At 38.0% G+C, this 25,436-nt stretch carries 20 protein-coding genes and 3 pseudogenes; 13 read left to right on the forward strand and 10 right to left on the reverse strand.

Annotated features, from left to right (window positions below):
• Positions 1–87: 87 nt before the first annotated feature.
• Positions 88–1,530, reverse strand: coding sequence for a phosphoglucomutase/phosphomannomutase family protein (locus tag H6G59_RS01705; protein WP_190711439.1), 1,443 nt, complete (start codon positions 1,528–1,530; stop codon positions 88–90).
• A 69-nt stretch (positions 1,531–1,599) separates the two neighbouring features.
• A complete protein-coding gene (purN, locus tag H6G59_RS01710; RefSeq protein ID WP_190711440.1) occupies positions 1,600–2,250 on the reverse strand; it encodes a phosphoribosylglycinamide formyltransferase in 651 nt (216 codons plus the stop codon).
• Between the two features lie 49 nt (positions 2,251–2,299).
• Here purN and H6G59_RS01715 point away from each other — a divergent pair, with 49 nt between their 5' ends.
• Entirely contained in the window at positions 2,300–3,196 is an 897-nt protein-coding gene (locus tag H6G59_RS01715) for a carbohydrate ABC transporter permease (protein WP_190711441.1), read from the forward strand.
• The gene (locus H6G59_RS01720; protein WP_190711442.1) at positions 3,180–3,401 is read left to right on the forward strand and encodes an isopentenyl pyrophosphate isomerase; all 222 of its coding nucleotides are present in this window, start codon (positions 3,180–3,182) and stop codon (positions 3,399–3,401) included. Before H6G59_RS01715 ends, H6G59_RS01720 begins: the two co-directional genes overlap by 17 nt.
• On the opposite strand, the gene H6G59_RS01725 is transcribed toward H6G59_RS01720, so the two are convergent.
• The 3 genes from H6G59_RS01725 to fraC all read right to left on the reverse strand — a co-directional run bounded on the left by H6G59_RS01725 (position 3,384) and on the right by fraC (position 5,864).
• Positions 3,384–4,163, reverse strand: a complete 780-nt coding sequence (locus tag H6G59_RS01725) for an ABC transporter permease (protein ID WP_190711443.1) — start codon at positions 4,161–4,163, stop codon at positions 3,384–3,386. The genes H6G59_RS01720 and H6G59_RS01725 overlap by 18 nt on opposite strands.
• A 75-nt stretch (positions 4,164–4,238) precedes the next feature.
• Positions 4,239–5,249 carry a septal junction protein FraD gene (fraD, locus tag H6G59_RS01730; protein WP_190711444.1) on the reverse strand — a complete coding sequence of 337 codons (1,011 nt, stop codon included), beginning with the start codon at positions 5,247–5,249 and terminating at the stop codon, positions 4,239–4,241.
• Between the two features lie 57 nt (positions 5,250–5,306).
• Complete coding sequence (gene fraC, locus H6G59_RS01735) at positions 5,307–5,864, reverse strand: filament integrity protein FraC (protein WP_190711445.1); 558 nt, start codon at positions 5,862–5,864, stop codon at positions 5,307–5,309.
• A 592-nt stretch (positions 5,865–6,456) separates the two neighbouring features.
• Between fraC and H6G59_RS01740 the strand changes: the two genes are divergently transcribed.
• The gene (locus tag H6G59_RS01740) at positions 6,457–7,593 is read left to right on the forward strand and encodes a cob(I)yrinic acid a,c-diamide adenosyltransferase (protein ID WP_190711446.1); all 1,137 of its coding nucleotides are present in this window, start codon (positions 6,457–6,459) and stop codon (positions 7,591–7,593) included.
• A gap of 135 nt (positions 7,594–7,728) precedes the next feature.
• Here H6G59_RS01740 and H6G59_RS01745 read toward each other — a convergent pair.
• Positions 7,729–8,472 (reverse strand): annotated as a pseudogene (locus H6G59_RS01745) (Rpn family recombination-promoting nuclease/putative transposase); the annotation flags it as partial.
• Between the two features lie 15 nt (positions 8,473–8,487).
• A pseudogene (locus H6G59_RS01750) lies at positions 8,488–9,728 on the reverse strand (ISL3 family transposase).
• Between the two features lie 171 nt (positions 9,729–9,899).
• Here H6G59_RS01750 and H6G59_RS01755 point away from each other — a divergent pair.
• The 4 genes and pseudogenes from H6G59_RS01755 to H6G59_RS27795 all read left to right on the forward strand — a co-directional run.
• Positions 9,900–10,164 (forward strand): annotated as a pseudogene (locus H6G59_RS01755) (Uma2 family endonuclease); the annotation flags it as partial.
• 534 nt (positions 10,165–10,698) lie between these two features.
• Positions 10,699–12,288, forward strand: a complete 1,590-nt coding sequence (locus H6G59_RS01760; protein ID WP_190711447.1) for an NCS2 family permease — start codon at positions 10,699–10,701, stop codon at positions 12,286–12,288.
• A gap of 151 nt (positions 12,289–12,439) precedes the next feature.
• Entirely contained in the window at positions 12,440–13,915 is a 1,476-nt protein-coding gene (locus H6G59_RS01765) for an alpha-amylase (protein WP_190711448.1), read from the forward strand.
• A 417-nt stretch (positions 13,916–14,332) separates the two neighbouring features.
• On the forward strand, positions 14,333–14,434 hold the full coding sequence (locus H6G59_RS27795; RefSeq protein ID WP_422601649.1) for a DUF6887 family protein: 102 nt from the start codon (positions 14,333–14,335) through the stop codon (positions 14,432–14,434).
• A gap of 110 nt (positions 14,435–14,544) precedes the next feature.
• Here the strand turns inward: H6G59_RS27795 and H6G59_RS01770 are convergent, their stop codons facing one another.
• Together H6G59_RS01770 and H6G59_RS01775 are read right to left on the reverse strand one after the other, a co-directional pair.
• A complete protein-coding gene (locus H6G59_RS01770; RefSeq protein WP_190711449.1) occupies positions 14,545–15,609 on the reverse strand; it encodes a Rieske 2Fe-2S domain-containing protein in 1,065 nt (354 codons plus the stop codon).
• 76 nt (positions 15,610–15,685) lie between these two features.
• On the reverse strand, positions 15,686–16,795 hold the full coding sequence (locus H6G59_RS01775) for an EamA family transporter (protein WP_190711450.1): 1,110 nt from the start codon (positions 16,793–16,795) through the stop codon (positions 15,686–15,688).
• A gap of 723 nt (positions 16,796–17,518) precedes the next feature.
• Here H6G59_RS01775 and H6G59_RS01780 point away from each other — a divergent pair.
• The 6 genes from H6G59_RS01780 (at position 17,519) to H6G59_RS01805 (ending at position 22,899) form a co-directional block, all read left to right on the forward strand.
• Complete coding sequence (locus tag H6G59_RS01780; RefSeq protein WP_190711451.1) at positions 17,519–18,163, forward strand: hypothetical protein; 645 nt, start codon at positions 17,519–17,521, stop codon at positions 18,161–18,163.
• Entirely contained in the window at positions 18,160–18,789 is a 630-nt protein-coding gene (locus H6G59_RS01785) for a hypothetical protein (RefSeq protein ID WP_190711452.1), read from the forward strand. Before H6G59_RS01780 ends, H6G59_RS01785 begins: the two co-directional genes overlap by 4 nt.
• Positions 18,790–18,792: 3 nt before the next feature.
• Complete coding sequence (locus H6G59_RS01790; protein ID WP_190711453.1) at positions 18,793–19,158, forward strand: hypothetical protein; 366 nt, start codon at positions 18,793–18,795, stop codon at positions 19,156–19,158.
• Positions 19,159–19,730: 572 nt separating this feature from the next.
• Positions 19,731–21,482 (forward strand): Mu transposase C-terminal domain-containing protein, encoded by a 1,752-nt coding sequence (locus H6G59_RS01795; RefSeq protein WP_190711454.1) that lies wholly within the window; start codon positions 19,731–19,733, stop codon positions 21,480–21,482.
• Positions 21,483–21,538: 56 nt separating this feature from the next.
• Positions 21,539–22,375, forward strand: coding sequence for a TniB family NTP-binding protein (locus H6G59_RS01800; RefSeq protein ID WP_190711455.1), 837 nt, complete (start codon positions 21,539–21,541; stop codon positions 22,373–22,375).
• Positions 22,375–22,899 carry a TniQ family protein gene (locus H6G59_RS01805; protein WP_190711456.1) on the forward strand — a complete coding sequence of 175 codons (525 nt, stop codon included), beginning with the start codon at positions 22,375–22,377 and terminating at the stop codon, positions 22,897–22,899. The genes H6G59_RS01800 and H6G59_RS01805 overlap by 1 nt, the downstream gene beginning before the upstream one ends.
• A gap of 37 nt (positions 22,900–22,936) precedes the next feature.
• Here the strand turns inward: H6G59_RS01805 and hsdR are convergent, their stop codons facing one another.
• The gene (gene hsdR / locus H6G59_RS01810) at positions 22,937–25,291 is read right to left on the reverse strand and encodes an EcoAI/FtnUII family type I restriction enzme subunit R (protein WP_190711550.1); all 2,355 of its coding nucleotides are present in this window, start codon (positions 25,289–25,291) and stop codon (positions 22,937–22,939) included.
• Positions 25,292–25,436 lie beyond the last annotated feature (145 nt).

The following is a 25,436-nucleotide window of genomic DNA, read 5'->3' on the forward strand; positions in this document are numbered from 1 at the left end:
TGACTCCTGACTCCTGAATTCTTACGTTATTAGTCATTAGTAAGGGGTAATTGTTTGTTGATTCTATTACCCATTACCCATTACTCATTAATTAGATTCAGCCCAAGTTTTTGCCCAAGCAAGGGTTTGATGGACTTGTTCTAATGTGGGTGCTTCGCAGTAGAGACGTAAAACTGGTTCAGTTCCACTAAAGCGAATCATTAACCAACTTTGATCAGCGAGGCGGAATTTATAACCGTCAATTGTTTTGCAATCAATTACTGCTTTACCAGCAATTTCTGTTAAAGGTTGGCTTTGCAATTGTTGCAATAACCGTCCTCGCACGTCCATATTGGCTAAGGGTAAATCTATGCGATCATAGGTTGAACTAAAATTAGTTTGTTGTTGTAAGAGGCGATAATATTCACCTAAATCCAAACCGGATTCTACAACAGCCTCTAACACATACAATGCTGATAGTAGGGCATCTCGTTCGGGAATATGGCTACCGTAGCCTATGCCACCGGATTCTTCACCACCTAGTAATACCTCTGTAGCTAACATTCGGTCAGCAATGTATTTATAACCAACTGCGGTTTCAAATACAGACAAATTCAGTAATTTAGCAACAAGGGGAATTAAGTCAGAACCGCTAACTGTTTTGACGATTTCGCCGGTAAAGTTACGCCTGCGGGTGAGGTGGTCAATTAATATGGGGATTAATATTTGGGAACTGAGGAAATTTGCGTCTTTATCTACTGCGGCAATGCGATCGCAATCTCCATCAAATACCAACCCCACAGTTAAACCTGATTTATTGGTTTCCCCATAATTTTTAATTACTGTCAATAACCGAGAAAGGTATTTAGGTAAAGGCTCTGGCGCACCACCTTCAAATAGGGGATCACGGTTGCTGTTGATTTCTTTTACTTGTTCCCCTAATAGTCTTGCTAGTCCCCCAGCCGCTGCGCCGTGCATAACATCGACAAATAATGTTAATTTGTCAGATTTTATTGCTTGCCTAATTTTGTCAATATCAACTTTACCTTCTAATGCTCGACAATAACTTGGCCAGGGATCAAACTTCTCTTCCTTCCCTGGGGTAGCTGCAAGTGGAACTTCCTCCATTAACAACCCTTCTATTTCCTTAGTAACTTCCGGTGGTACGGAACCGCCAAAAGCACTTTTAACTTTTAGTCCTAAATATGCACCAGGATTATGACTGGCTGTAATCACTAGCGCCCCTAAAGCATTGAGTTCTTTAGCAGCCCAACTAAATGCTGGAGTTGGGGCAAAAGTTGCGCTAAATAGTACATCAAAGCCAGCAGCCGTAACAGAATCAACAACCACACGGGCAAATTCTTCAGCCATAAAGCGGCGATCGTAACCGACAATGATTGTACGACTACCAACCGTAGAAAAATAAGTGTTATGTAACACTTTGGCGGCAACAGTTGCTGCTAAGGCTAGGCGTTCAAAGGTAAATTCTTCGCCAATCACGCCTCGCCAGCCATCTGTACCAAACTTGATTGGATTAGTTAAAACTGGCATGGAGATATCCTAAATTTATAACTGAGGATTTTAGCATTTATACAAGGTATTACGTAATTAAGATGTTAATTACAAATGAGTTTGAGCAGCTAGGGCAATCCCTAATGGTAAAATTCGATGTTCCTGAACTTGAATTCTAGCGTGAAGTGTTTCTGCTGTATCATCTGGGAGTACAGGTACTGCTGCTTGCATCAAAATCGGACCACTGTCCATTTCTAAACACAGGAGATGCACAGTACAACCAGTAATTTTTACCCTAGCTTCTAAAGCTTGTTCTACAGCCCGAACCCCCTTAAAACTAGGTAATAAGCTGGGATGAATATTGATAATTTTGTGAGCAAAAGCATCAATTAATACTTCTGTCACCAGACGCATCCAGCCTGCCATAATTACCAAATCTACATCATACTGCCGCAATGTCTGCACAATTTTCCTGTCCAAGTCTTTGCGGTTTTTGTAGTCTCGGTGATTTAAAAGTACAGCTTCCACACCTAGATTTGCTGCCCTTGCTGCTACCTTAGCGTCGGGATTATTGTAAATTAAAACTGGAATTTGGGCGTTTAATTTTCCTTCCTCGATAGCTTGGGCAACTATTTCAAAATTGCTGCCATTTCCAGAAGCCATAATCCCCAGTTTCAAGGGAGTGCCTAGTTGTATTTGTTGGCTAGAAATATCAGGAGAAATCAGACTAGCAGCATCAATGGGAGAATCTTGACTCATAAAATGTAGATAAAATCACATAGATAAACATTTAATCACCAATATTGACATGAAAACATTCCGTTCTTCCCGTTTGCAACTACTAGATAATGATACAGTTGCTGCGTGGGTTTTTCTAACACCCGCACTGATTTTGTTAGGAGTGTTTATAATTTGGCCAATTGCTTATTTGTTTTATCTCAGTTTTACTGCGGGTATTTTCACTTCTAATGGCATTCATTGGGTTGGCTTCAAAAACTATTGGCGTTTGTTACTAAACTCTGACTTTTGGCAAGTTATTTTTAACACAGTTTATTTTACTCTTGGTAGCCTTGTTCCCAGTTTGGTAATTCCCTTGGGAATAGCAGTGTTATTAAATCGCTCCCTAGCTTGGCTCTTAATTTTACGAAGTGCTTATTTTCTACCTTCAATTACCTCTCTTGTGGCCGCTGGTTTGGGATTTCGCTGGTTGTTTCAAAATACGGGGCCTGTAAATGAGCTTTTAAAGATATTTTCTATTCCAGAAATATCTTGGTTAGGAGATACTTTTTGGGCAATGCCAGTCATCATTTTATTTAGTATTTGGAAACAAATAGGTTTCAATATGGTGGTTTTTTTGGCTGGGTTGCAAGCAATTCCTCTGAGTCGTTATGAAGCAGCAGAATTAGATGGAGCTAATGCTTGGCAACAATTTTGGCATATTACTTTACCCGGACTGCAACCGACTTTAATTTTTGCCACTGTTACGACTGCTATTTTTACATTACGAAGTTTTGAGCCTGTTTATGTGATTACGGGTGGTGGCCCTTTAAATTCTACTAATTTGCTGGTTTATTACACTTACCAAGAAGCTTTTGGTCAATTTGATTTTGGTTATGCCGCAGCTGCGGCCACGGTGTTATTAATTGTTACTTTGTTACTAGTTTATTTGCAGTTAAGAACTTGGAGAGATGAAGAGACGCGGTGACGCGGTGACGCGGAGATGGGGAGATGGGGAGATGGGGAGATGGGGAGATGGGGAGATGGGGAGATGGGGAGATGGGGAGATGGGGAGATGGGGAGATGGGGAGATGGGGAGACACAGAGACGCGGAGACACAGAGACGCGGAGACACGGAGATGAGGAGGAATTACGAATTACGAATTACGAATTATTTAAAACTCTCGTCGTAAGAAGATTAAGATGGCAATTGCTAGTAGCATGAAACTGTACATCAAGCCATAGCCTGCATTACCAATTAATGTCATTGTGTCAGGTATTGCTTGCAATCCATAGACAGCATCATTTTTCAAATCTAAACGAGATAAATCTGGGAGTATAAGATATAAACCTTGTGTGAAGCGTTCTACACCTGGGTTTTGACTCAAACGACCAAGTGCGACTAAATCTTGGGTAATATTCCCCATTAAATAGACGGCAAATGTTAAAGCTGTGGCTATGAGAGAACTGGTAAAAACTCCTAATGTGATAGCTACTGCTGTAATTAAGGTTAACTGCAAAAACAAGAAAAATGCAGCAATCAAAATACTGAAAATTGGATAAGACATTTTACCAACTTGTAAAAATCCCAGATAAATGGCTGTCATAGCGGCAACTATTACAGCTAGAACTGCGGATAAACCTAAGTATTTACTAGTGATAAATTCACTACGACTTATGGGTTTGGCAATTAACATTAAAATAGTGCGCTTTTCAATTTCTTTATTAACTAATCCTGTACCTATAAAAACAACAACAATTAAACCGATTACGTTCATTGTTGCTAAACCAAAGTCTAAAAATATTTTGTCTTGGGTTGTGGCTGCAAATTCAAAAATTGCCCGGTTAGCGATAGCAAGTATGAGTGCATAAAAACCAATGATGTACAGGATGCGATCGCGTATCACTTCCTGAAACACATTTTTTGACATCACAAAGGTTCTAGTTATATTCATGGTAATTGGTAATTGGTAATTGGTAATTGATAATAGTGTAATTCTCCCCCTGCCTTCCCATCACCCCCATCTCCTCTACTGCTGTGGTGGTGGTGCGCCGAGGAAAAATTTGCTGGTGCGATCGCATTCAATTCCTGCAACTGCGTTTTTATTCTCTGGTTGCTTGACGGCTGCAATTGGTTGGATACGACAGGATTTTTGGAGATAAAAACCCCGTGCATTTGCACTAGGCCCTGTCCAGATACTGAGGATATCTAATCTATATCCCGAATCGACATTGACTACACGGGGTTCAACCCGCCATAGTTCTTGTTCTTCATATTTTACCAGGTTTTTGTCGATCATTCTTTTACCCAAGTTTCCTACTTGCTGGTTTGCTTCTAATAGCCATCTCTCTACTTCTGACCAAGGTCGCGTCACTATTTGTTCTTCTATTAAAGGCTGAATTTTATTCAAAATCATCGCTCCATTTTGGGGCGTTTTGGCTTTTGGCTCTAGTTTAATTACAAAGGTGCTACGTTGAAAATTATCTACTAGTAAAGTGGGATATTCTTTTAACCATTTATCCATGACAAAGTAAAACTGAAGCCAACAACTTATTAGCATTGACCAAGCAATCAAAATGATTATTTTTTGGCGGTCTTGCTGTTTAGGAAGAGTAGCTTTTGATTTTGTACCTGTGCCTACAAAAAATTCTGGTATTGCGGTAATGATTGCAGAAATTGTTGGCCAAAAAACTATGGTTTTAGGTGTAACTAAATTCAGATCCTGTCTAAAAGCAAATACACTGACTAAGAATCCAGTTATCAATGCTCCTACTGGCATAAAAGTTCCGGGAACTCTTAAGGGATCGTCGGTGGTATACCAGGCTGTACCTGCCATTAAGAAGACCCAACCTGAAAATGCAATTATATCTCTTATATAGCCTAGAGAAAAATATGACATTACCCAAGAAAAAACACTTAAATAGATTAGTGTTTGCCAAGAAAAAGCCTTGGGAGGCGTTAAAAGTTTTTGGATTCCTAAGAAGAAGTCTTGAACAAATTTAAAGAGAATAATGACTTCTTTAAACAATGATGAATTCATGTTTTACCTCTAATTTATAAATCTAAGCTTTTTGATGGCTTTTTTGTAACTCCTTAATTACTTAAATCCTCCAGAGTAGGTGCGAATCAATATAACTATAGTGATCGCACTATAGCTAAGAGAATTTGCTATTAAAGTAGTAGTAATTAAATTGGTGTTTCGTAATTTGGCTTTGTTAGTTAATTTTAATCTTTGGCGTTGAGAGAGTAGTGTATTGTCTTCATTTTTGGTATTGGTAAATTCACCCAAAGAAACAATTAAGGTTTTTAATAAAAAAAACTTAATTAAAAAAGTACTAAAAAATATAATAAAACCAGTGATGACTAGATAGCTTTGAGTGCCGAGATTTTTGAAATTATTAAAAAACACATAGCTAATTAATTCTGACTTAATTGGTACGGGTAATATTGGCTCTACTAGGAAAAATATATTCCAGCCAATGACGCTGGAAAAAACATTCATGGCAATGGCATAAAAGATGCTAGTTTTTTTGTCAAATTTTAGCCAGAGATGGAGAATGTATCCTTCTATGGGAATGGCCATTAATAAGAACAAAGTTTCAAACACAATTGCACCAATGGGTAAAATTCGGGGAAGTGATAATTCTTCAGGCATAAAGTTCAATAAGTTCAATAAATTTGGGATTTGGGATTGAAGCCACCCACGAAAGGATGAGAATTTAGAGATGTTGAATTAAAGATTTGTTTCGCTGATCAGGCTTAAAGGATTAACTGAGCAACCTAAATCTAAAATGTAGCATTTGTCAAGAGTCTGGGTTAAATGTAGAGTATAACTGAGATGATACGGATGTTGGTGGCAATTATCTCATCAAAGAAGGGAATAGGGAACAGGCAATAGTTTTATCTACACACTAGGACAACATACTGTCAACAAAGCGACTAAGCACTTACGGAGAAGCCAGCTACAAAATTTCTGAAAAGTATTTGCAATAAGCTTTTTTAATTTTTAATTTTTACAGCAGATTGCAGATCAATGAGGTACAGAATCAAAATTGAAACCTATACACCAAGCCAGTTTTACTCCTGAACGGCAGTTGCTTTATGCCGGGGAACCCGTCCACCGCACTGCCTCCTCCTGAACCGGAGGTCTGCGAAGCGTCTCCTGACTCCTGAATTCTGCTTTAATTCCGCGAAGCAGTGCTAGTTTAGGTAAAATAGGAGACTGCGACGTTACAGCTTTTCCAGAAATGACAAGAAATGGCATCGGTATTCGCACAGCACAAGTGCGTTCTGAACGGCTCATTGGCCAAATTCACGTCTATGATGGTATTGGCAAAGGTAAGTCCCAAGCGGCTTTAGGGGTGGTTTTGCGCTCGATTGGGTTGGGAATCAATGCACCGAGTGATTCAAATCGCGTTCTACTGCTGCGGTTTCTCAAAGGCCCAGAACGGGATTATGATGAAGATGGAGCGATCGCAGCTTTACAGCGTGGTTTTCCCCATTTGATTGATCAGGTTCGCACGGGTAGAGCCGAGTTTTTTGGACATGATGAGATTACCCCTTTTGACAGAGAGGAAGCTTTGCGGGGTTGGGATGTGGCTAAAGGTGCGATCGCATCAGGGTTATACTCGGTTGTGGTTTTAGATGAAATTAACCCGGTTTTGGATTTGGGTTTGCTTCCTGTCGATGAGGTAGTAAAAACTTTAAAATTTAAACCCCAGGAATTGGAAATCATTGCTACTGGACGAGCGACACCACAAGAATTACTGGATATTGCGGATTTGCACTCGGAAATGAAACCTCACCATCACCCGACAGCAGCAGAATTGTTAATTGAAGGAATTGAAATTTATACTGGTGCGGGTAAAGGTAAGTCAACTAGTGCTTTGGGTAAGGCTTTAAAAGCGATTGGGAGAGGAATTAATCATCCCGGTTCTAACCGTGTATTAATTATGCAGTGGTTGAAGGGTGGTAGTGGTTATACTGAAGATGCAGCGATCGCAGCTTTGCAGCAATCTTATCCTGAAGTGGTGGATCATTTACGCTGTGGACGTGATGCGATTGTTTGGCGTAATTCTCGGCAAGAATTAGACTATATAGAAGCCCAGAGAGGTTGGGAAATTGCCAAAACTGCGATCGCATCTGGAATCTATAAAACCATCATTCTCGATGAACTCAACCCTACTGTTGATTTAGAATTACTTCCTGTTGATCCCATTGTTCAAGCTTTATTGCGTAAACCAAGAGACACGGAAGTTATTATTACCGGTCGCTGTCAAAATCAACCTGCATATTTTGATTTAGCCAGTATTCACTCTGAGGTTTATTGTCACAAACACTATGCAAATCAAGGTGTAGAACTGAAGCGAGGAGTTGATTTTTAACTGTAGGGGCGCCGACCCGGCGCCCTCCATTGTATTTCTACTAAGCGCGGGTGGAAAATGGACTTTCGTAAAATTACAAAAAACCCAGATGTGTAGGGGTTTAGCAGTGCTAAACCCCGAATTGTAAAATCACTATTAATGATGTTCTTCTTGATTTAACCAACTTACTAAATCCGCAACTTCAGAGATATTAAACAACGCTGCACCTAAATTTTCTAACTGTTCCACAGGTAGGATTTTAACTCTTTCCACTATTTCAGAATCAAGTTCTCCAAAACGTTGATTAAGTAACATCAGACAAAATTTAACTGCTTCTTTTCCTTCTCCCTTCTGCAAAATATCCTGATAAATTACTGATTCTTGCATAAGATCCTCACTCAATAATTGACGAATAAAATCTTTTTCAAACCGCAAACCTGCTAAAATCTCTGTGTAAGCTGCAATATCCTGTTTAGTCTCCCTATCTGCAATTTTAGCAACATTATTGGCAATTTGGGATAATAAACCTTGGGGTGAATTTGTCCGAGTTAATGGTGCTAATGGTAATAAAGCCAGATTATGCAAAAATAATTCTGGTTCTTCTTCCCACATTCTGATTACACGGTAACGGTGTCGTGTTGTTTCGTTAACATATTCTTCAGTAAAAACAATTGGATCATCTGTTTCTTGTAAGAAAATCACGACTTGAGTAACCGGAACTTGATATGTACGGATTAATCTCACTGAATAGTCTAACTCTCTAAAAGGAATGGGAGGTTTAGATTGTGGTTTGGTTTGAAATTCAATATGTAAAATGCGATTTTCTGTTTGTAAGAAGGTGACAAAATCAGCGCGAATTGGTTCTATACTCAATTCGGTTTTTAAGACTTTAATTGTTTGGTTCTTGCGTCTCTTTTATGGAGAATTAATACTAAAGTGCCAGTTTAATAAACTACGTAATCGAAAATTGCTAAAGTTGCGAAAGCCATATCCAAGTCGTTTAATCAACTTGAGTTTATTATTAATACCTTCGACAGTAACACTGGTAGTTTTGCCATCAAAATAACCAACTATTTCTCCAAACCATCTAATCATTGTCCCTATAGTTTTAGGAAAGAATGATAGTGCATCGTGCATCCAATCTAATAAATTAATAATACTGTCTCCCCAAGATTGAGAAGATTCAAATATTTCTCTAAATTCTTCTTTCAAGGAGTGCATTTTTTTGAGAGTGGGCGATACTTCCTGAACAGATTTTAATCTTCCCTGTTGTTGTTCGTTTAAGGAATATTCATTTTTAATCAGACTATATTTGCTTTTATTTAATCCTGCTAATATTCTTTGTCTTTCTGATTTATCCTCTAAAGACATTGCTGCTTTCTTTTCATTTTTACGCATATTATCTAATTCATCATTTACCTGTTTCATAACATGAAATCTATCAGCCGTTATATTAGCATTAGGCATTAATTCTTCTACTAAACTTTTATAAGGCGACCAGAGATCAATACTGACTTCAACGATTTGTTCAAGTACCTGAACTCCCCAATTTACAATGACTTCACGTATTTCTTCTATCCGTCTTGACTTCACTATTTCTATGGGTTTGCGAGTATCCAAATCTACTAACATGCCAAATAATTTCCTTGCCCTTTCACTAATGCAATTTCATCTATACCTAACCTTTTGACCTGACTTAAATTTATATTCAGTATTTGCGATACTTGCCTTTTTAACATTGATTCCACTTCTTCATCACTGAGGTCGTTTCTTTTGGCGACACTCTGAATGTTGCTATTCAATACTTGTTCTACAATGTTAGTGGCTAATCTTTTCGTATATCCTTTACTTTTTTCTACAAAGTCCAAGTTTTCACTAAATACCTTTTTGCACTTATGACATTTAAATTGACGACGATTTATTTTTAATAAAACAGATTTTTCACCCCACGGTAAATCATGAATCATTCGCCAATGATTTTGGTGTATACTGTAAGTAGTCTGTCCACAATTAGGGCAGGTACAATCGTTGTCGGCTTTTTCTATTGTGATGATTATTCCTGCTCCTTCCACTTCTTCTCTGCGAGACGCTACGCGAAGGCAATCTAACACTTTCATCTCTGGAAGATTCAGGATTTTCTCTACAGGAAATTTCATAACTATCGCCACAACTTTTGTTTTTGATATATATAATTATATCATTTCAGTTTTTAAACATATATGAAAATCTATGAATCTTTGTATCTACTCAATTCTGGGCTTCCATGCTTACAAATTTTAGACATTAATTTCTGTTTATTTTAGTTTTTACCATAAAATATCCGAAAGAACCAAATTTATTTAATTATCGAAGTTGCAGATAGTAGTTTAAAACTAGATACAGAAAGAAATCAAAGCTAAAGCTTATTCTCAAGCAGGAATTAAAGATTATTGGGTGTTAGATGTAGTCAAACGCGAATTAATTGTATTTAGAAATCCCACACCTGAAGGTTATCAAAATCAAGAAATTATCACAGAACATCAAAAAATATCTCCTTTAGATTTTTCTGATTTAGAAATTGTGGTAGCTGAAATGCTACCAATTGTCTATTAAATATCAGGTTCTACACCCAGCTTTCTTAACTGTTCTATCAATCTTTCCTTAGGACTTGGTTTTTTATTAACATAATTATACCCAAACGGTACTATAAGCAACCGATCAAGAAAAAAATAAGATGAATCATCTGCATGAAAAAATTTGATATTCATAGGATTATTGCGTTTTAAATTTTGTGTAACTTACCTGTATAGGCAAACTGCTGGTAACTGTATCATACACAGTTCTTCTTAAATAAACCAATAATTTCAAAAATGATATAAAAATTATTTATTATTAACCAAAATCAGATTCTACATCCGCCACATTTAACTGTTTTATCAACCTTTCTTTTAGTTTTCTTTCCTAATACCAGAAGATATTAGGGATGAGGGTTGAACCATTAATTGAGTAATCATTATGCATTCACAGTTTCTTTATTTCCATTATGCCAAAAAAAATCCTGTAAATCCTGTAAATCCTTAAATCCTGATTCAGACAACATCCATTTCCTGATATCCTTAAACCCAGAAACAGCAAAATTTACAAAACATGGAAACCCCAACACCAAAAACCCCGCGTTGGTTTGTTCGCAGAGATATAGATGGTTTATTTGGACTGGTACTTGATAACTTTATTCAAATATTATTAATTGTCAGTTTATGTCAAGGTGTATTAGGTTTCCCACCTTCCCTAGTCTACGGACGCATTTTACCCGGTGTAGCTTTTAGTTTAATTGTTGGTAACTTTTATTATGCTTGGTTAGCAAAAGAACAAGGCACCAAAGAACAACGTGATGATATTACCGCCCTTCCTTATGGTATCAACACCGTAAGTCTGTTTGCCTATATTTTTCTAGTCATGTTACCTGTGAGGTTAGCAGCAATAGCCAAAGGAGTCTCTCCTGAACAAGCGTCAGAATTAGCTTGGCAAGCAGGTATTGTAGCTTGTTTAGGTTCAGGTTTAATTGAACTTTTAGGTGCTTTTATCGTCAACCCCCTGCGTCGCATTGCTCCCCGTGCAGCTATGCTTTCTACCCTCAGTGGTATCGCTATTACGTTTATTGCTATTGGCTTTTTATTTCGCACCTTTGCTAACCCAGTCGTCGGTTTAGTTCCCCTGGGTGTCATCCTCGTTACTTACTTCGGTAAAGTGCGTTTTCCCATACCAGGAGGTTTATTAGCTGTGTTGTTAGGAATTACCCTAGCATGGGGAACAGGTTTAGTGAGTTGGGATCATGCTAAATTTACAGATGCGATCGCACCCATTGGTTTTTATTTCCCCAGTTTATATTTAGGACAACTTTGGGAAAGTCGCACAGTCTTAGTAGAATACCTCAGCATCATCTTACCAATGGGACTCTTTAACCTCGTTGGAAGTATTCAAAATTTAGAAAGTGCTGAAGCTGCGGGAGATGTTTTTCCAGCTGTACCATCTTTAGCTGCTAACGGTATTGGTACTATTGTGGCTGCGGTTTTCGGTTCTTGTTTCCCCACAACTATCTATATCGGTCATCCTGGATGGAAGGCTTTAGGGGCAAGAGTGGGTTATTCGATCGCTAACGGTGTCATTATGGGCATTCTGTGTTTAAGTGGCACGATCGCCCTATTTGCCTATTTTGTCCCCATTGAGGCAGGTATGGCAATTGTCCTCTGGATTGGGATTGTGATAGTTGCCCAAAGTTTCACTGCTACACCCTCTCACCACGCCCCAGCCGTCGTTGTGGGCTTGTTACCAGGTATTGCCGGGTGGGGGGCTTTAATAGCTAAAAATGCCCTGCGGGCGGCGGGTTTAGGCACTCCAGAAAAGCCATTTACACCAGCTTTAATTGAGCAGTTTAAATTGAGTGATACCTATATTCATGGGGCTTTTGCTTTAGAACAGGGGTTTATTTTTTCAGCGATGATATTAGCCGCTATCACTGTTTTTATTATTGAACGAGATTTTCGTCAAGCTGCTTATTGGTCATTGGGAGGTGCTGTATTATCTTGGGTAGGTTTAATGCACAGCTATAAGTGGGCGATCGCAGATACGGTTGTTAATTTGGGTTGGGGAACAGGTAGTAGTTGGGCTGTAGGTTATGTTTTGCTGGCTATTTTGTTTTTCTATGTCTCTTGGCAAACAAGACATAAACACGAATAATCCTAAAATTTTTCCAAAAAAATAGCGATTTCCCGTAAAACAGCAAGTAACTATTGGAGTAATTAAAAAGCTCAGACTATCCAAAACACTGAATGAATGAGCTTTTCATATTTCGCCATTATTTTGTGAACAATTTGAGGAAATCAGCTAAATGTCCCAAATCAACAGCACAATGATGCAGTATTTCCACTGGTATATCGATCCTGATTTAATCCTGTGGAATGATCTGAAAAACAAAGCTCAAGAATTAGCTCATGCAGGTTTTACGGCTTTGTGGCTACCACCAGCCTATAAAGGAATAGGAGGTGGTTATGATGTGGGATATGGCGTATATGATATGTACGACTTGGGCGAATTTGATCAAAAAGGGACAATTAGAACTAAATATGGCGATCGCCAACAGTATTTAGATGCTATTCAAGCACTTCAAAAACAGGGTTTACAAGTCTACGCAGACACTGTCCTCAACCACAGAATGGGAGGGGACAAGAGCGAAGTAGCTAAAGCGACACCATTTTCCGATCATAATCGGCTTCATCCTCAAGGTGAGCAACGAGAGATCAATGCTTACACCCATTACACATTTCCCGGTCGTCAAGGGAAATATTCTGACTTTCAGTGGCATTGGTGGCACTTTGATGCTGTAGATTATGATGATTATTCCCAAGAGCAAAATACTATCTATTTATTTGATGGTAAAAAATTTGATGATTATGTTGCCTTAGAAAAAGGTAACTTTGCCTATTTGATGGGATGTGATGTAGACTTTCAATCCCAGGAAGTCAGAGAAGAAATAACTCGTTGGGGTGAATGGTATCTTGATACTACGGGAGTCGATGGTTTCCGTATTGATGCCGTTAAACATATTTCTGCTTGGTTCTTTCCCCAATGGTTGGATCAACTCAAGCAATATGTGGGTAAAGATTTATTTGCAGTGGGTGAATATTGGGAGGACGATATCACCTCATTGCACTGGTATCTCGATACTGTTGAGAACAAAATGTCCTTGTTTGATGTTCCCCTCCACTTCAATTTCCACCGTGCTAGTAAAGCAGGTGGTGATTATGATATGCGGAGTATTCTGGATGGGACATTAATGCAGGAACGACCCACCCAAGCTGTCACTTTTGTTGAAAACCACGACTCCCAACCATTACAAGCTTTAGAATCGCCTGTTGAACCTTGGTTTAAACCTTTGGCTTATGCGTTGATTCTCCTCCGTGCCGAAGGCTATCCTTGCGTATTCTATGCTGACTATTATGGTGCAGAATATGAAGACAAGGGCAGAGACGGCAACGATTACAACATTGTTATTCCTTCTCATCGTGGGCTAATTGACAAATTTCTCTATGCTCGTCAGAATCTTGCCTATGGTCCACAATATGACTATTTTGATGACCAAAATGTCATCGGCTGGACAAGACTAGGAGATGCAGAACATCCCAAAGGGCTGGCTGTAGTTATGAGTAATGGATCTGGTGGTAGTAAATGGATGGAAGTTGGTAAACCTAATACCAAATTTTACGACTTGACAGAACATATTCAAGAACCTGTTTATACGAATGAAGAGGGTTGGGCTGAGTTCCCTTGTCAAGGTGGCTCAGTTTCGGTGTGGATTCAAGATTGATAATAGTTATTCACCCACATAACCAGGGTAAATACTCACCTTAAAAAATTAACTTTTTCAAAAATGTTTAATCGTTTGATTACATAAGGTAGGGGTTTAGCATTGCTAAACCCCTACTATTACTATTACAATACTAGTACAACACGGCGTAAGTTAAGCAATCATTAAAAATACTGAAAAAGCCTGTTTAATCTACTTTTTAAATTTTTAATTGTTAATTTTTAATTCCGAGAAAGCGGTACTAGTCTATTTACAGCGGATTTATCTCGTTCCCAGTCTCTGACTGGGAATGCTATCATAGCGTCTCTGACTCTGCTGTTACAAGGAAGGCAGAGCCTTCTGGAATTCTGAGTATGGGAATAAGAAACGATAATGGATTTGATTATGAGGAATTTTGAAAATATATTCTTAGTAATTATGACAAATATTAACTTTAATACAATGACTATAGAACAGTTAAGGAAATATCTAAAAATGCATCCTAAAGACCAAGGGGCTTTTTATATCTATATGGACTAACTACAAATAGAGCCAGGAATTGATATAAATTTTATAGAGCAATTTAACCAATTAATTGCAGAAAAGCTAGAAAAAATTGATATTCAAGATGCTTAATTTTTAATTGTTCTTCAAGCAAGCCATCGTAGTAAAACACTCTTAACAGGATTGACAAATTCCCGTTTTTCAGAAGTTGCGCGAGCAAACTCCCTCTTTAACTGGTAATACCATTGGGCTTGCATATCCGAATCTTTAATTAATCGTAGCACTGGATCATATTTGAGTCCAATTTGCTGCTTTTCTACCACTGTTCGGTCTTGATCTAGAAATTTCCGCGCTAATACATGAATCAAAGGTTTGAATACAGTTAACCAACTAGGCATCCCATAAAGAACAAAAGTTACCTCAGTTTCTGTATCAGAAATCGGTGTAACCGCTGTCAAATTACAAAGTCGATGTTTACCAAAGGTAATTTCTTCTATTCTCACACCTGGTAAACGAAAAGAAATTTCTACTTCGGGAATACCACCACCGACTAACCAATATAATCGGCTCATATTCTCCATATTCTCTGACAACTTATGTCGTCGGACTGTAAACCCGTAAGGTGAAGGATCAAATTGTTTGACTTCTTCATGTAATTTCCCGCTTCTCCACCACCAGACCCGATGTACATAAGGAGAATGAGCAGGGTCCATTAAACCTGTCACCGCATGATCAATAAAACAAGGAAACCGCATTACCTCAACTAGTTGGGGTTGTTGTTCCGCAAAACCTGGAACTATGGGAACTTCCATTTCTGAAGCACTGGGTTGAGATTTATCCCCATCTGTCATGTATATCCAAATATTGCCTTGAGTCTCATGGATAGGATATGATTGCACATCGAAGCGACTCAAATTCGTATCTTGCTCTGGCAATAAAGATGGAATCGCTACACAGTTTCCAGCAGGATTAAAGCGCCAACCGTGGTAACAGCATTCTACTTCTTGCCCATCGAATCGACCACAACTTAAGGGTACAGCCCGATGAGGACAAATATCGCGCACAGCAGAAACCTTGCCATCTTGGCTTCTCATCAGTAGCACTGGTTCTCCTAAGAAAATCCGAGCCACCATTTTACCTGGTTTCAGGAGATAACTAGGTAGGGCATAGTACCAAAGATTACGTAGTAAAAGGTTGTTGTTATCTATCACAATAGAAAAAACGTATAACTAAAGGCAATATATCTGACAATAGTAATAGACAACAAGTATTCTTTGCAGATAAATTCTATATTCCTTTAAATCCCATCCCAGTTTCTACTTCTTGTTCTGCTGGAAGAGAATTTACTTTTTTAGGTGCAGTTTTGCGATAGCGTTCGCGTAAGCGTGTCCCCTTGGGACTCAGCGCTGCTGCAAGCAGATCGCTCTGAAGTCTGATACCAATGTGGCTCAACAATATGCCAACTAAAACCAAGCTACCACCGATATATTGAGCTACGGTAGGGGCTTCTCCCAGGACAAAATAAGCTGCTAGAATACCCACAATAGGTGTAAAAGAGCCGGCTAAGGAAGCCTCTGACACTGTAGAAGCTCTCAAGCCTTTGAGCCAAAATGATTGACCTAGCACGACAATTACCGCACCATAAACAAGCATCCACTGCCACAGAAAAGGTGAGAATACATCTTTGAAATGGTCGCTACCATAGAGAATTAAAGCAATCAAGAAAAATACTACAGTTCCTAGAGCAGTACGAAAGATACTGAAGATTCCTAGGGGGATATGGGCAAGCCAGCCTTTGACAATTATTGTGGAAACTACAGAAATCAAGGCAGCAAATGTTACTAATATTTCGCCAATACCCACTCCTAAATCTTCCATATTCATCATTGCTGCTCCTGGTGGTTGAAGGAGAATAGTGAGGGTGACACCAATAAATGCAGCTAAGGCTCCCATAATGTCCCAACGATTCACTCGTTCCCGCAGTAACCACACTGATAAAGCCATAGTTAAAGGTGGTTCCAAGCGGCCAATCAAAATGATATTGTTGACTCTTGTTATTGCTAATGCCTGAAAAACTAAGCCGGGAATAATGGCTCCAGATAAAATAGCTACCGTTGTTAGTAAGTACCAATCTTTTTTTGACAGCTGCTGCAAAGTCGCTTTATTCCACTGTCGTCCATAAATTAGTAAAAAAACTATTAAAGCGCAGAGATTACCTACGAATAAAACATTACACAGAGAAATCGGATTTCGACCATCGATGAAGTGTTGAGCGCCGATTTGCGTTAGTTTGCGGGTAACTGCACTAGAGGCTCCAAAAATCAGAATTGCCAGCCAGAGATAGATTTGACCTGGAATTTTGGGGATAAAAGGATATTTTCTTCTCTGTCTGGTCACAATAACACCACTGTAAGGAAAATACTTTTAATTATCAATACTATTCTCGGCTGTGCTGATTAAATTATGGTTATAGAAAACTGAAATTATGCTGAGACTGTACAACATTACAACTTCTTGAGAAGAAAAATACTGTGGGAGTTGACCAGGTTTGTTTAGGTGAATGTTTCCAGAGCGATCGCACTCAGCAAACACTCGGAGGCTTTGGCTAAGGTTGTGGGGCTGGGTTTAAGATTCGGGCGTGTGGGTTGATGCGTGGTGTCAGCGGTGTTTTACTCCGTTTGGGGAGATGGTAGAACATCAGAAGAAAATGTAGGATATTGAAAGCGTTAGCGTTTCCCCTGTAGATATCGCTTGCCCTCTCCTGTAGATATGGAAATTTTGATATGCTAGATTAAGATTAAAAACTAGCGATATTAGGTCTATAAGTCTATTATTACAGCCATTTCAGACTTATGGGGAATTGCCAAAGCATCAAGCCCTTGTTTAATATGTATTTAAAATTCGTTGCAATTTTTCCGCAAAATGGTGCATTCTTAGGATGATATAGATATAGCATTGAGGCAGTAGCCGAGATTTTTTCCTATGCTTGAGTAGTGTTGGCACAACTGCTTGATAGGAAGGGATAGTATAGCTCTGCTTTAGCGTCCTTGGCTTATAGTGAGGTTGGGTTATCTAATGCTCAGTAAAAATGTGGAGGTTCGAGACTTTTCAATGGTATTGGTGGCAGAAAACGCTAACCCATCTATTTTAAATCCTGACTTTTTGAAGTACAACCATATTGTACCTAATGACTGGGAGTTAGCAATGCCACCAATCTGTACTCCTCCTGTGTCTCAAGTTGTTTATAAAAATGGAGTTAATATTGTAGCTCAACCAGAAAAAATTTCATTTGGGGAGTTTATTGATACTGAAAAAATTTATAAAATACCAGAAATTAGTAGTAAATTTGTGGATGTAGTTCCTAATCTTAATTATCAAGCAATAGGCATTAATGTTAATGCTCATATTTTGATTGAACAAAAAGATAAAGAACAAGATATTGTTTTAACTAAATTGATAGCTGCTGGTAAATGGAAAAATTTTCAAGGAAAATCTCCTAATACAGTTGTTCAGTTTGTTTATCAATTTGAAGACAGTAATTTCACTATTGCTATTCAGGAAGCTTTAATGCAAAATCTACCTAATAATGAGCAAACAGCGATTATGACTTTTGCGGCTAATTTCCACCGACAATTAATAGGTATTAATCTTCAAGAAAAAACCACACATCTCAAAAAAGTTATACAATCATATCAGTCTGATTTAAATAAATTTATTTGTTTCATTGAAGAAAATTTTTTAGTTGACTTCCAGGAACAATTATGAACACAAGCACTTGGGACAACACCTACATTAAAAACACACAACAGCCTGATACCGCTTCCATCCGCAGCATTGGCAGACAGATTCCTATTATTTATTCTGTTACATTTAAAAATGCTGGCATTCCTCAGATTTCACCTGCTGCAAAAGCTGCTTTAGTAAAATATCTATCTTTTAGTGGCGTTTATGCAATAAATAATGCCTCATTATTTATTGATTCACGCAAACAAGAAGAATTTGATTGGAGAAAAAATAAAAATGCTTATCAAAGAATTATTCATTTATCAGATTTAGATGATAAATGGGATGGTTATAATGCCTCTAAGTTTTCTAAGCAGCAGGTTGATTTATCCCTGACTCTTTACTCCCACCTTCGCAGCTATTGTATTGATAGAAACATTGATTTTGACAAGATTGAGCCATTTGTTGCTCCTTGCTCGGATGGTATGATTTTATTTGAATGGTCTGGTAAACGCTTTTCAAACAAGCAATTAGAACTTTATGTTCCTATTTCAGCAGAGTATCCTTTTGAATTTTTGAAGACTGAAGGTGATTCAGAAGTTGAAGGAGAGTTCAATTTAGATGAGTTGTATCCTATACTAGATTGGCTATTTAATTTTGATTATTGATAAATGGCTAAACTTCATCAAGTTAACTCTTCTGACAAGCTGTTGAGATGGCTTCATCCTGGTCAATTTGATTGGGATGAAAAAAGACCAACATCAGCAGCTTTTAAAGATGATGAAATGTCTGTTGATATATTGTGTTTAACAACGATAGAAGAAAGTTATGATAGAGCCAAAAAAATAGGTAAAAATGCAGTAGTTTCTATACCTGCGGAATTAGTTATAGAGAAAGGTCTAGAGGTAAAACATGATCCTGTTGATGGTAATGATGCTCATGGTATAATTTTAGGAAAGAAGACTAAATCAATTGCTAAATTTTTAGCTACTAACTGTGAGGTAGAAATTTATCCGTCCAAAGATCAGCCTAGTTAATTGTTACTCTCATATTTAAAGTTAACCTATAAAGACTTTGTATTGAATTGAAGGCAACTTGTGAGTTAAATCACTATTATTCTGGCAATTTTCGTATTTTCTTGCAAAAGAAGACGTTGCATATGATAAATCGCATCCAACCACACGGAAACCATAGCATTACCTTCATCTAGGGATGGGTAGACGCGTTGGACAATTGTCGAGTAACAAATTATTTGTCGTTATAACAAAATAATGTCGTTAAAGTTAAAAACGCTGAAATTATTACCACATAAGTGTTTACAGCGTTTTTATTATTGAAACATTTACTTGGATACTTAACATTTTAATTGTCGTCGTCTAGAATAATAACATATTGTGTGTCGCTTTTTCAGTTTTTCCTAATTCTAAATTTTTTTTAGTCTCATAACAAATTAACTGTCGCTTTTTAGGGTAAGAGGTGATATCATAGTCAAATGTTAGTACAATAGTATTAGCAAATACCTCCTTTACTGTCATTGATAAGTCAATGACCCCAGGAAGATTGCATATAACCGCACAATAGCGAATTACTATTTTGTCTGAGTCCCACTATGGATGAAATACCTATCTTTAATCAAGACGAAGAATATCTGCCGTTTGATGACAACAATGATTTAGAAGAAATTCAGGATGATGAACCAGAAGAAACAAACGTAATTATTACCGAACTTTCGGCTGAAGCAAAACTCAAGATGGAAGTGATCCAAGGTCTACTTGAACCATGCGATCGCAAAACCTATGGTCAGAAATTAAGAGTAGCAGCAGAAAAACTGGGTAAGACTGTCAGAACAGTTCAGCGTCTAGTCAAGAAGTATCAACAAGACGGTCTATCTGCAATTGTTGACACTGAGAGAAATGATAAAGGCAGTTATCGGATAGATCCTGAGTGGCAAAAATTTATTATCAGCACTTTTAAAGAAGGTAATAAGGGTAGTAAAAAAATGACTCCGGCTCAAGTAGCAATCAGAGTACAAGTCAGAGCAGGACAGCTAGGTTTAGAAGATTACCCCAGTCACATGACAGTTTACAGAGTTCTTAACCCTATTATTGAGCGGAAAGAGCAAAAACAGAAAGTACGGAATGTTGGATGGCGGGGGTCACGAGTATCTCATCAAACTCGTGATGGGCAAACCTTAGATGTACATCATAGTAATCATGTTTGGCAGTGTGACCATACAAAATTAGATGTCATGTTGGTGGATCAATATGGTGAGCCTTTGTCTCGCCCTTGGTTCACCAAAATTACAGACAGTTACTCTCGTTGTATCATGGGTATTCATTTGGGCTTTGATGCACCAAGCTCTCAAGTGGTAGCCCTAGCATTACGCCATGCTATTTTGCCAAAGCAGTATAGTACAGAATACAAACTTCATTGTGAATGGGCAACTTATGGTGTACCTGAAAATCTTTTCACTGATGGTGGCAGAGATTTTCGCTCAGACCACTTAAAACAGATTGGTTTCCAATTAGGTTTTGAGTGTCATTTACGCGATCGCCCCAGTGAAGGTGGTATTGAAGAACGTAGTTTTGGCACTATCAATACAGAATTTCTCTCTGGTTTCTATGGCTATTTAGGCTCTAATATTCAGGAACGCCCTAAGACGGCAGAAGAAGAAGCTTGCTTGACTTTACGGGAACTGCACCTATTGTTAGCTCGCTACATTATTGACAACTATAATCAGCGTCTTGATGCACGTACAAAAGAGCAATCAAGGTTTCAAAGATGGGAAGCAGGATTACCTGCTCTACCCAAAATGGTGAAGGAGCGCGAATTAGATGTCTGTTTGATGAAAAAAACTCGACGCAGTATTTACAAAGGCGGATATCTCAGCTTTGAAAATATTATGTATCGAGGAGATTACCTAGCAGCTTACGCTGGGGAAAGTGTTGTACTCAGATATGATCCCAGGGATATTACAACTGTTTGGGTTTATCGAATAGATAAAGGTAAGGAAGAGCTTCTTTCTGCTGCTCATGCGTTGGATTGGGAAACAGAGCAGTTATCTTTAGAAGAGGCGAAAGCTGCTAGTCGAAAAGTGCGTTCTGTGGGTAAAACACTCAGCAATAAATCCATTTTGGCAGAGATACACGATAGAGATACTTTCATCAAGCAAAAGAAAAAGACTCAGAAGGAACGCAAAAAAGAAGAACAGGCTCAAGTTTATCCTGTTTATAAACCCATCAATCTCAGTGATACAGAACTAGTAGAAACTCCAGAAGAAACGCCTAAAACCCAAGCACCACAATCTCGAAGACCTAGAGTTTTCAACTATGAACAACTACGTCAAGACTATGATGAGTAGTTTTTAATTCAATTCACAGATTAATTCTATTAATACCTATCCAAACAACACAAATTATGAAAGACGATTATTGGCAGAAATGGGTACAAAATTTATGGGGAGATGAACCAATTCCAGAGGAATTACAGCCAGAAATTGAACGTCTCCTGACTCCCAGTATTGTGGAATTAGAGCATATACAAAAAATACATGATTGGTTAGATGGTTTGCGTCTTTCTAAACAATGTGGTCGCATTGTTGCACCTCCACGAGCAGGTAAGTCGGTTACTTGTGATGTATATAGACTATTAAATAAGCCACAAAAAAGAGGAGGGAAAAAAGATATTGTACCTGTTTTGTATATGCAAGTTCCAGGAGATTGCTCATCGGGTGAATTATTAGTTCTGATTCTGGAAAGTTTAAAATATGAGTCAACTACGGGAAAACTTACTGATATCAGAAGACGGGTACAAAGACTACTCAAAGAATCTAAAGTGGAAATGCTAATTATTGATGAAGCAAATTTTCTCAAGTTGAATACTTTTAGTGAAATTGCCCGAATTTACGACTTGCTGAGAATTTCCATTGTTCTTGTAGGTACGGATGGTTTGGATAATCTAATTAAAAAAGAGCCTTACATTCATGATCGATTTATAGAATGTTATAGATTACCATTAGTATCAGAGAAAAGATTTTCTGAATTAGTAAAAATTTGGGAAGAAGAAGTTTTATGTTTGCCTCTCCCTTCTAATCTCACAAGAAATGAAACTTTATTACCTTTGTATCAAAAAACAAGTGGAAAAATTGGTTTAGTAGATCGGGTATTGAGAAGAGCTTCAATTTTAGCCTTGAGAAAAGGATTGAAGAAAATAGATAAAGAGACTTTAACTGAAGTTTTAGATTGGTTTGAATAATGGAAATTGCTGCGGATGAACCTCGTTTTTTTGAGGTAGAACCCCTGGATGGAGAAAGTTTAAGTCATTTCTTAGGTCGCTTTCGTCGAGAAAATTATTTAACCTCTACCCAGTTAGGTAAATTGACTGGACTCGGTGCAGTTATTTTACGTTGGGAAAAGTTGTATTTTAATCCCTTTCCTACTCGACAGGAGTTGGAGGCTTTGTCCTCTGTAGTGGGAATTAATGCTGATAGATTAATGGAAATGCTCCCCTCTCAGGGAATGACGATGAAGCCTAGACCAATTAGGTTATGTGCTGCTTGTTATGCAGAATCTCCTTGTCATCGGGTTGAGTGGCAGTTAAAGGATAAAATCAGGTGCGATGGCTACGCCGGCCAAAGGCATCGCCACAATTTACGTTTACTAATAAAATGTACTAATTGTGAAACCCCTTTCCCTATTCCCGCAGATTGGGTACAAGGGGAATGTTCTCATTGTTTCCTGCCTTTTCCAACGATGGCTAAACGGCAAAAACGTGATTAAACATTACAAAAGTGCTTAATTGTAGCAACCTGCCCAATTAAGCTGCTATATCATGTGAATACAAATACTGCTGAAATCCTATAAATACTTCACTGATATTAGCAACGCTACCTAATTCTTTAATGGCATCATGAATAGTATGATATTTCAACTCTAATAATTGGGGTAACTTAGATCGATCCAGTTCTTCGACTCCATCTTTAATATATTGATCTAACACAAAATCAAGAAATTCCTGTTGTTTACCTACATATTTAGAGAAAATTAAGGATTTATGAGCCAAAACCCTTTCTCGACGGCTAATAGGTACAGCAGCATAAGCAATATAGGCTAAAATATCATATAAATCACTTTTTTCAGCATTAATTAAACGGCTAATTTCTGTTAATTGTTCTGCATCATAACCCTTTTCTGATAATCCTTCTAATAGGGCTTTTCTAGTATCTGGACGACTCCAAATAGTTCTTAATTCAGTTTCATTTTTAAACAATTCGGGAATTTCACCAAAGAGCTTTTCTATAAATTCTGCGGCGGTAATGGGTTTACCGTCTACACTCCAAAAGCTGGTAGATATTTGATGTTGAATAGTTCTTTCTTTACCATCTCCTAATTTAACTTTAATTATTTTAGGTGTGGTATCTTCTGTTTTTTCTGTTCTCTCTTTTGGGGTATTCTGATCTGTATTTGGTGGTAATTCTCTTGCTTTTCTGTTGGTAACTTTTACAGGTTCTTGGGGTTCACCATCCCATTCTGGATCGTTAAAATGTTCGTAGGCTTTCACAAAATCATAAATAGTAAAATAATCTTTCCCATCATATAACCGAGTACCACGACCGATAATTTGTTTAAATTCAATCATGGAATTAATAGGACGCATTAAGACTATATTCCGCACATTGCGAGCATCAACCCCGGTGGAAAGTTTTTGCGAAGTGGTTAAAATTGTAGGAATATTTTTTTCATTATCTTGAAAATTCTTCAGGTGTTGTTCTCCTAATTTGCCATCATTAGCTGTCACTCGATGACAATAATTAGAATTATTATTAATCTTCATTTGATTGATTAAATTTCTTACCGCTAGGGCATGATCTTGGTTAGCACAAAATACAATAGTTTTTTGATTTTGATCTATTTCCTCCATGAATAGTTGCACTCGGTAGCGTTCCCGTTCTTCAATTTCAATAATGCGGTTAAAGTCTGTTTCTGTATAGGTTTTTTCATCATCTATCGCCCCTTCTATGACATCATCATCAGGGCTGTAAATATATTCATCTAAAGTAGTTTCTATTTCCCTCACTTTAAAGGGAGTTAAAAACCCATCATTAATCCCATCTTTCAAGGCATAAGTATAAACTGGTTCGCCAAAATAAGCGTAGGTATCAGCATTATTTTGACGTTTGGGTGTGGCAGTAAGTCCTAATTGTACCGCAGGTGAAAAGTATTCTAAAATTCCTCTCCAGGTGCTTTCGTCACTTGCTCCCCCTCGGTGACATTCATCAATAATAATAAAGTCGAAAAAGTTGGGGGGATAGTCATTAAATTTGGGGGTGGGTTTACCTTCTTCATCTTTTCCTGTCATGAAGGTTTGGAAAATTGTAAAAAAGATACTACCATTTTTGGGAACTCGACCCCGTTTTTTGATGGTTTCGGGATCTATGCGAACTAGGGCATCATCAGCAAAGGCAGAAAAGGCGTTAAAGGCTTGGTCTGCGAGAATATTACGATCTGCTAAAAATAGTATTCTGGGGCGGCGTGTGGGCTTATAGCTCAAGTTCCATCGGCTTTGGAAGAGTTTCCAGGCCAGTTGGAAAGCGATAAAAGTTTTACCTGTACCAGTGGCCATTGTTAATAAAATTCGGTTTTGTCCTTGAGCGATCGCCTCTAAAACATATTTGATAGCATTATGTTGATAGTATCGGGCTTCCCACGTACCGCTTTTATCTTCAAAGGGAATAGTTGCAAAAAGATCACGCCATGTATTCGCTTCACTGGTTTCGACTTCGCTCAACAGCCAGGTAGCTTCCCATAGTTCATCGGGAGTGGGATATTTGTTAATATAACCTTCTTTACCCGTGTGCATATCTACTTGGTAAATGCCAACACCATTGGTAGAATAAGCAAAGCGAGTTTTTAATTTTTCGGCGTATTTTTTCGCCTGTGCTAAACCTTCCGTATCCGGTAAATCGCGTTTTTTAGCCTCAATAACTGCGAGTTTTTCACCACGATAAACTAATACATAATCAGCGATGTCTGCTTTAGCCCGTTTACCGTTGCCAATTAAGCGACCAGGGGCGATGACTTCTCGACGGATGCGACTATTTTCAATTACTCCCCAACCAGCAGCAGTTAAGGCAGGGTCAATTAATTCGGCGCGGGTTTCGGCTTCGTTCATCATGGCTCGTATCTAAAATATGACTTTCTATTAAGACCTATTTATACACGAATATAACTTGAGTAATAATAAATACTAATTTTAAATCCTATAATCTTATTGATTATTTATAAGCAAAAATAAATTGTTCAAAACTTCATAGATA

The organism is Anabaena lutea FACHB-196 (genome assembly GCF_014698305.1).
GTDB classification, from domain to species: Bacteria; Cyanobacteriota; Cyanobacteriia; order Cyanobacteriales; family Nostocaceae; genus Anabaena; species Anabaena lutea.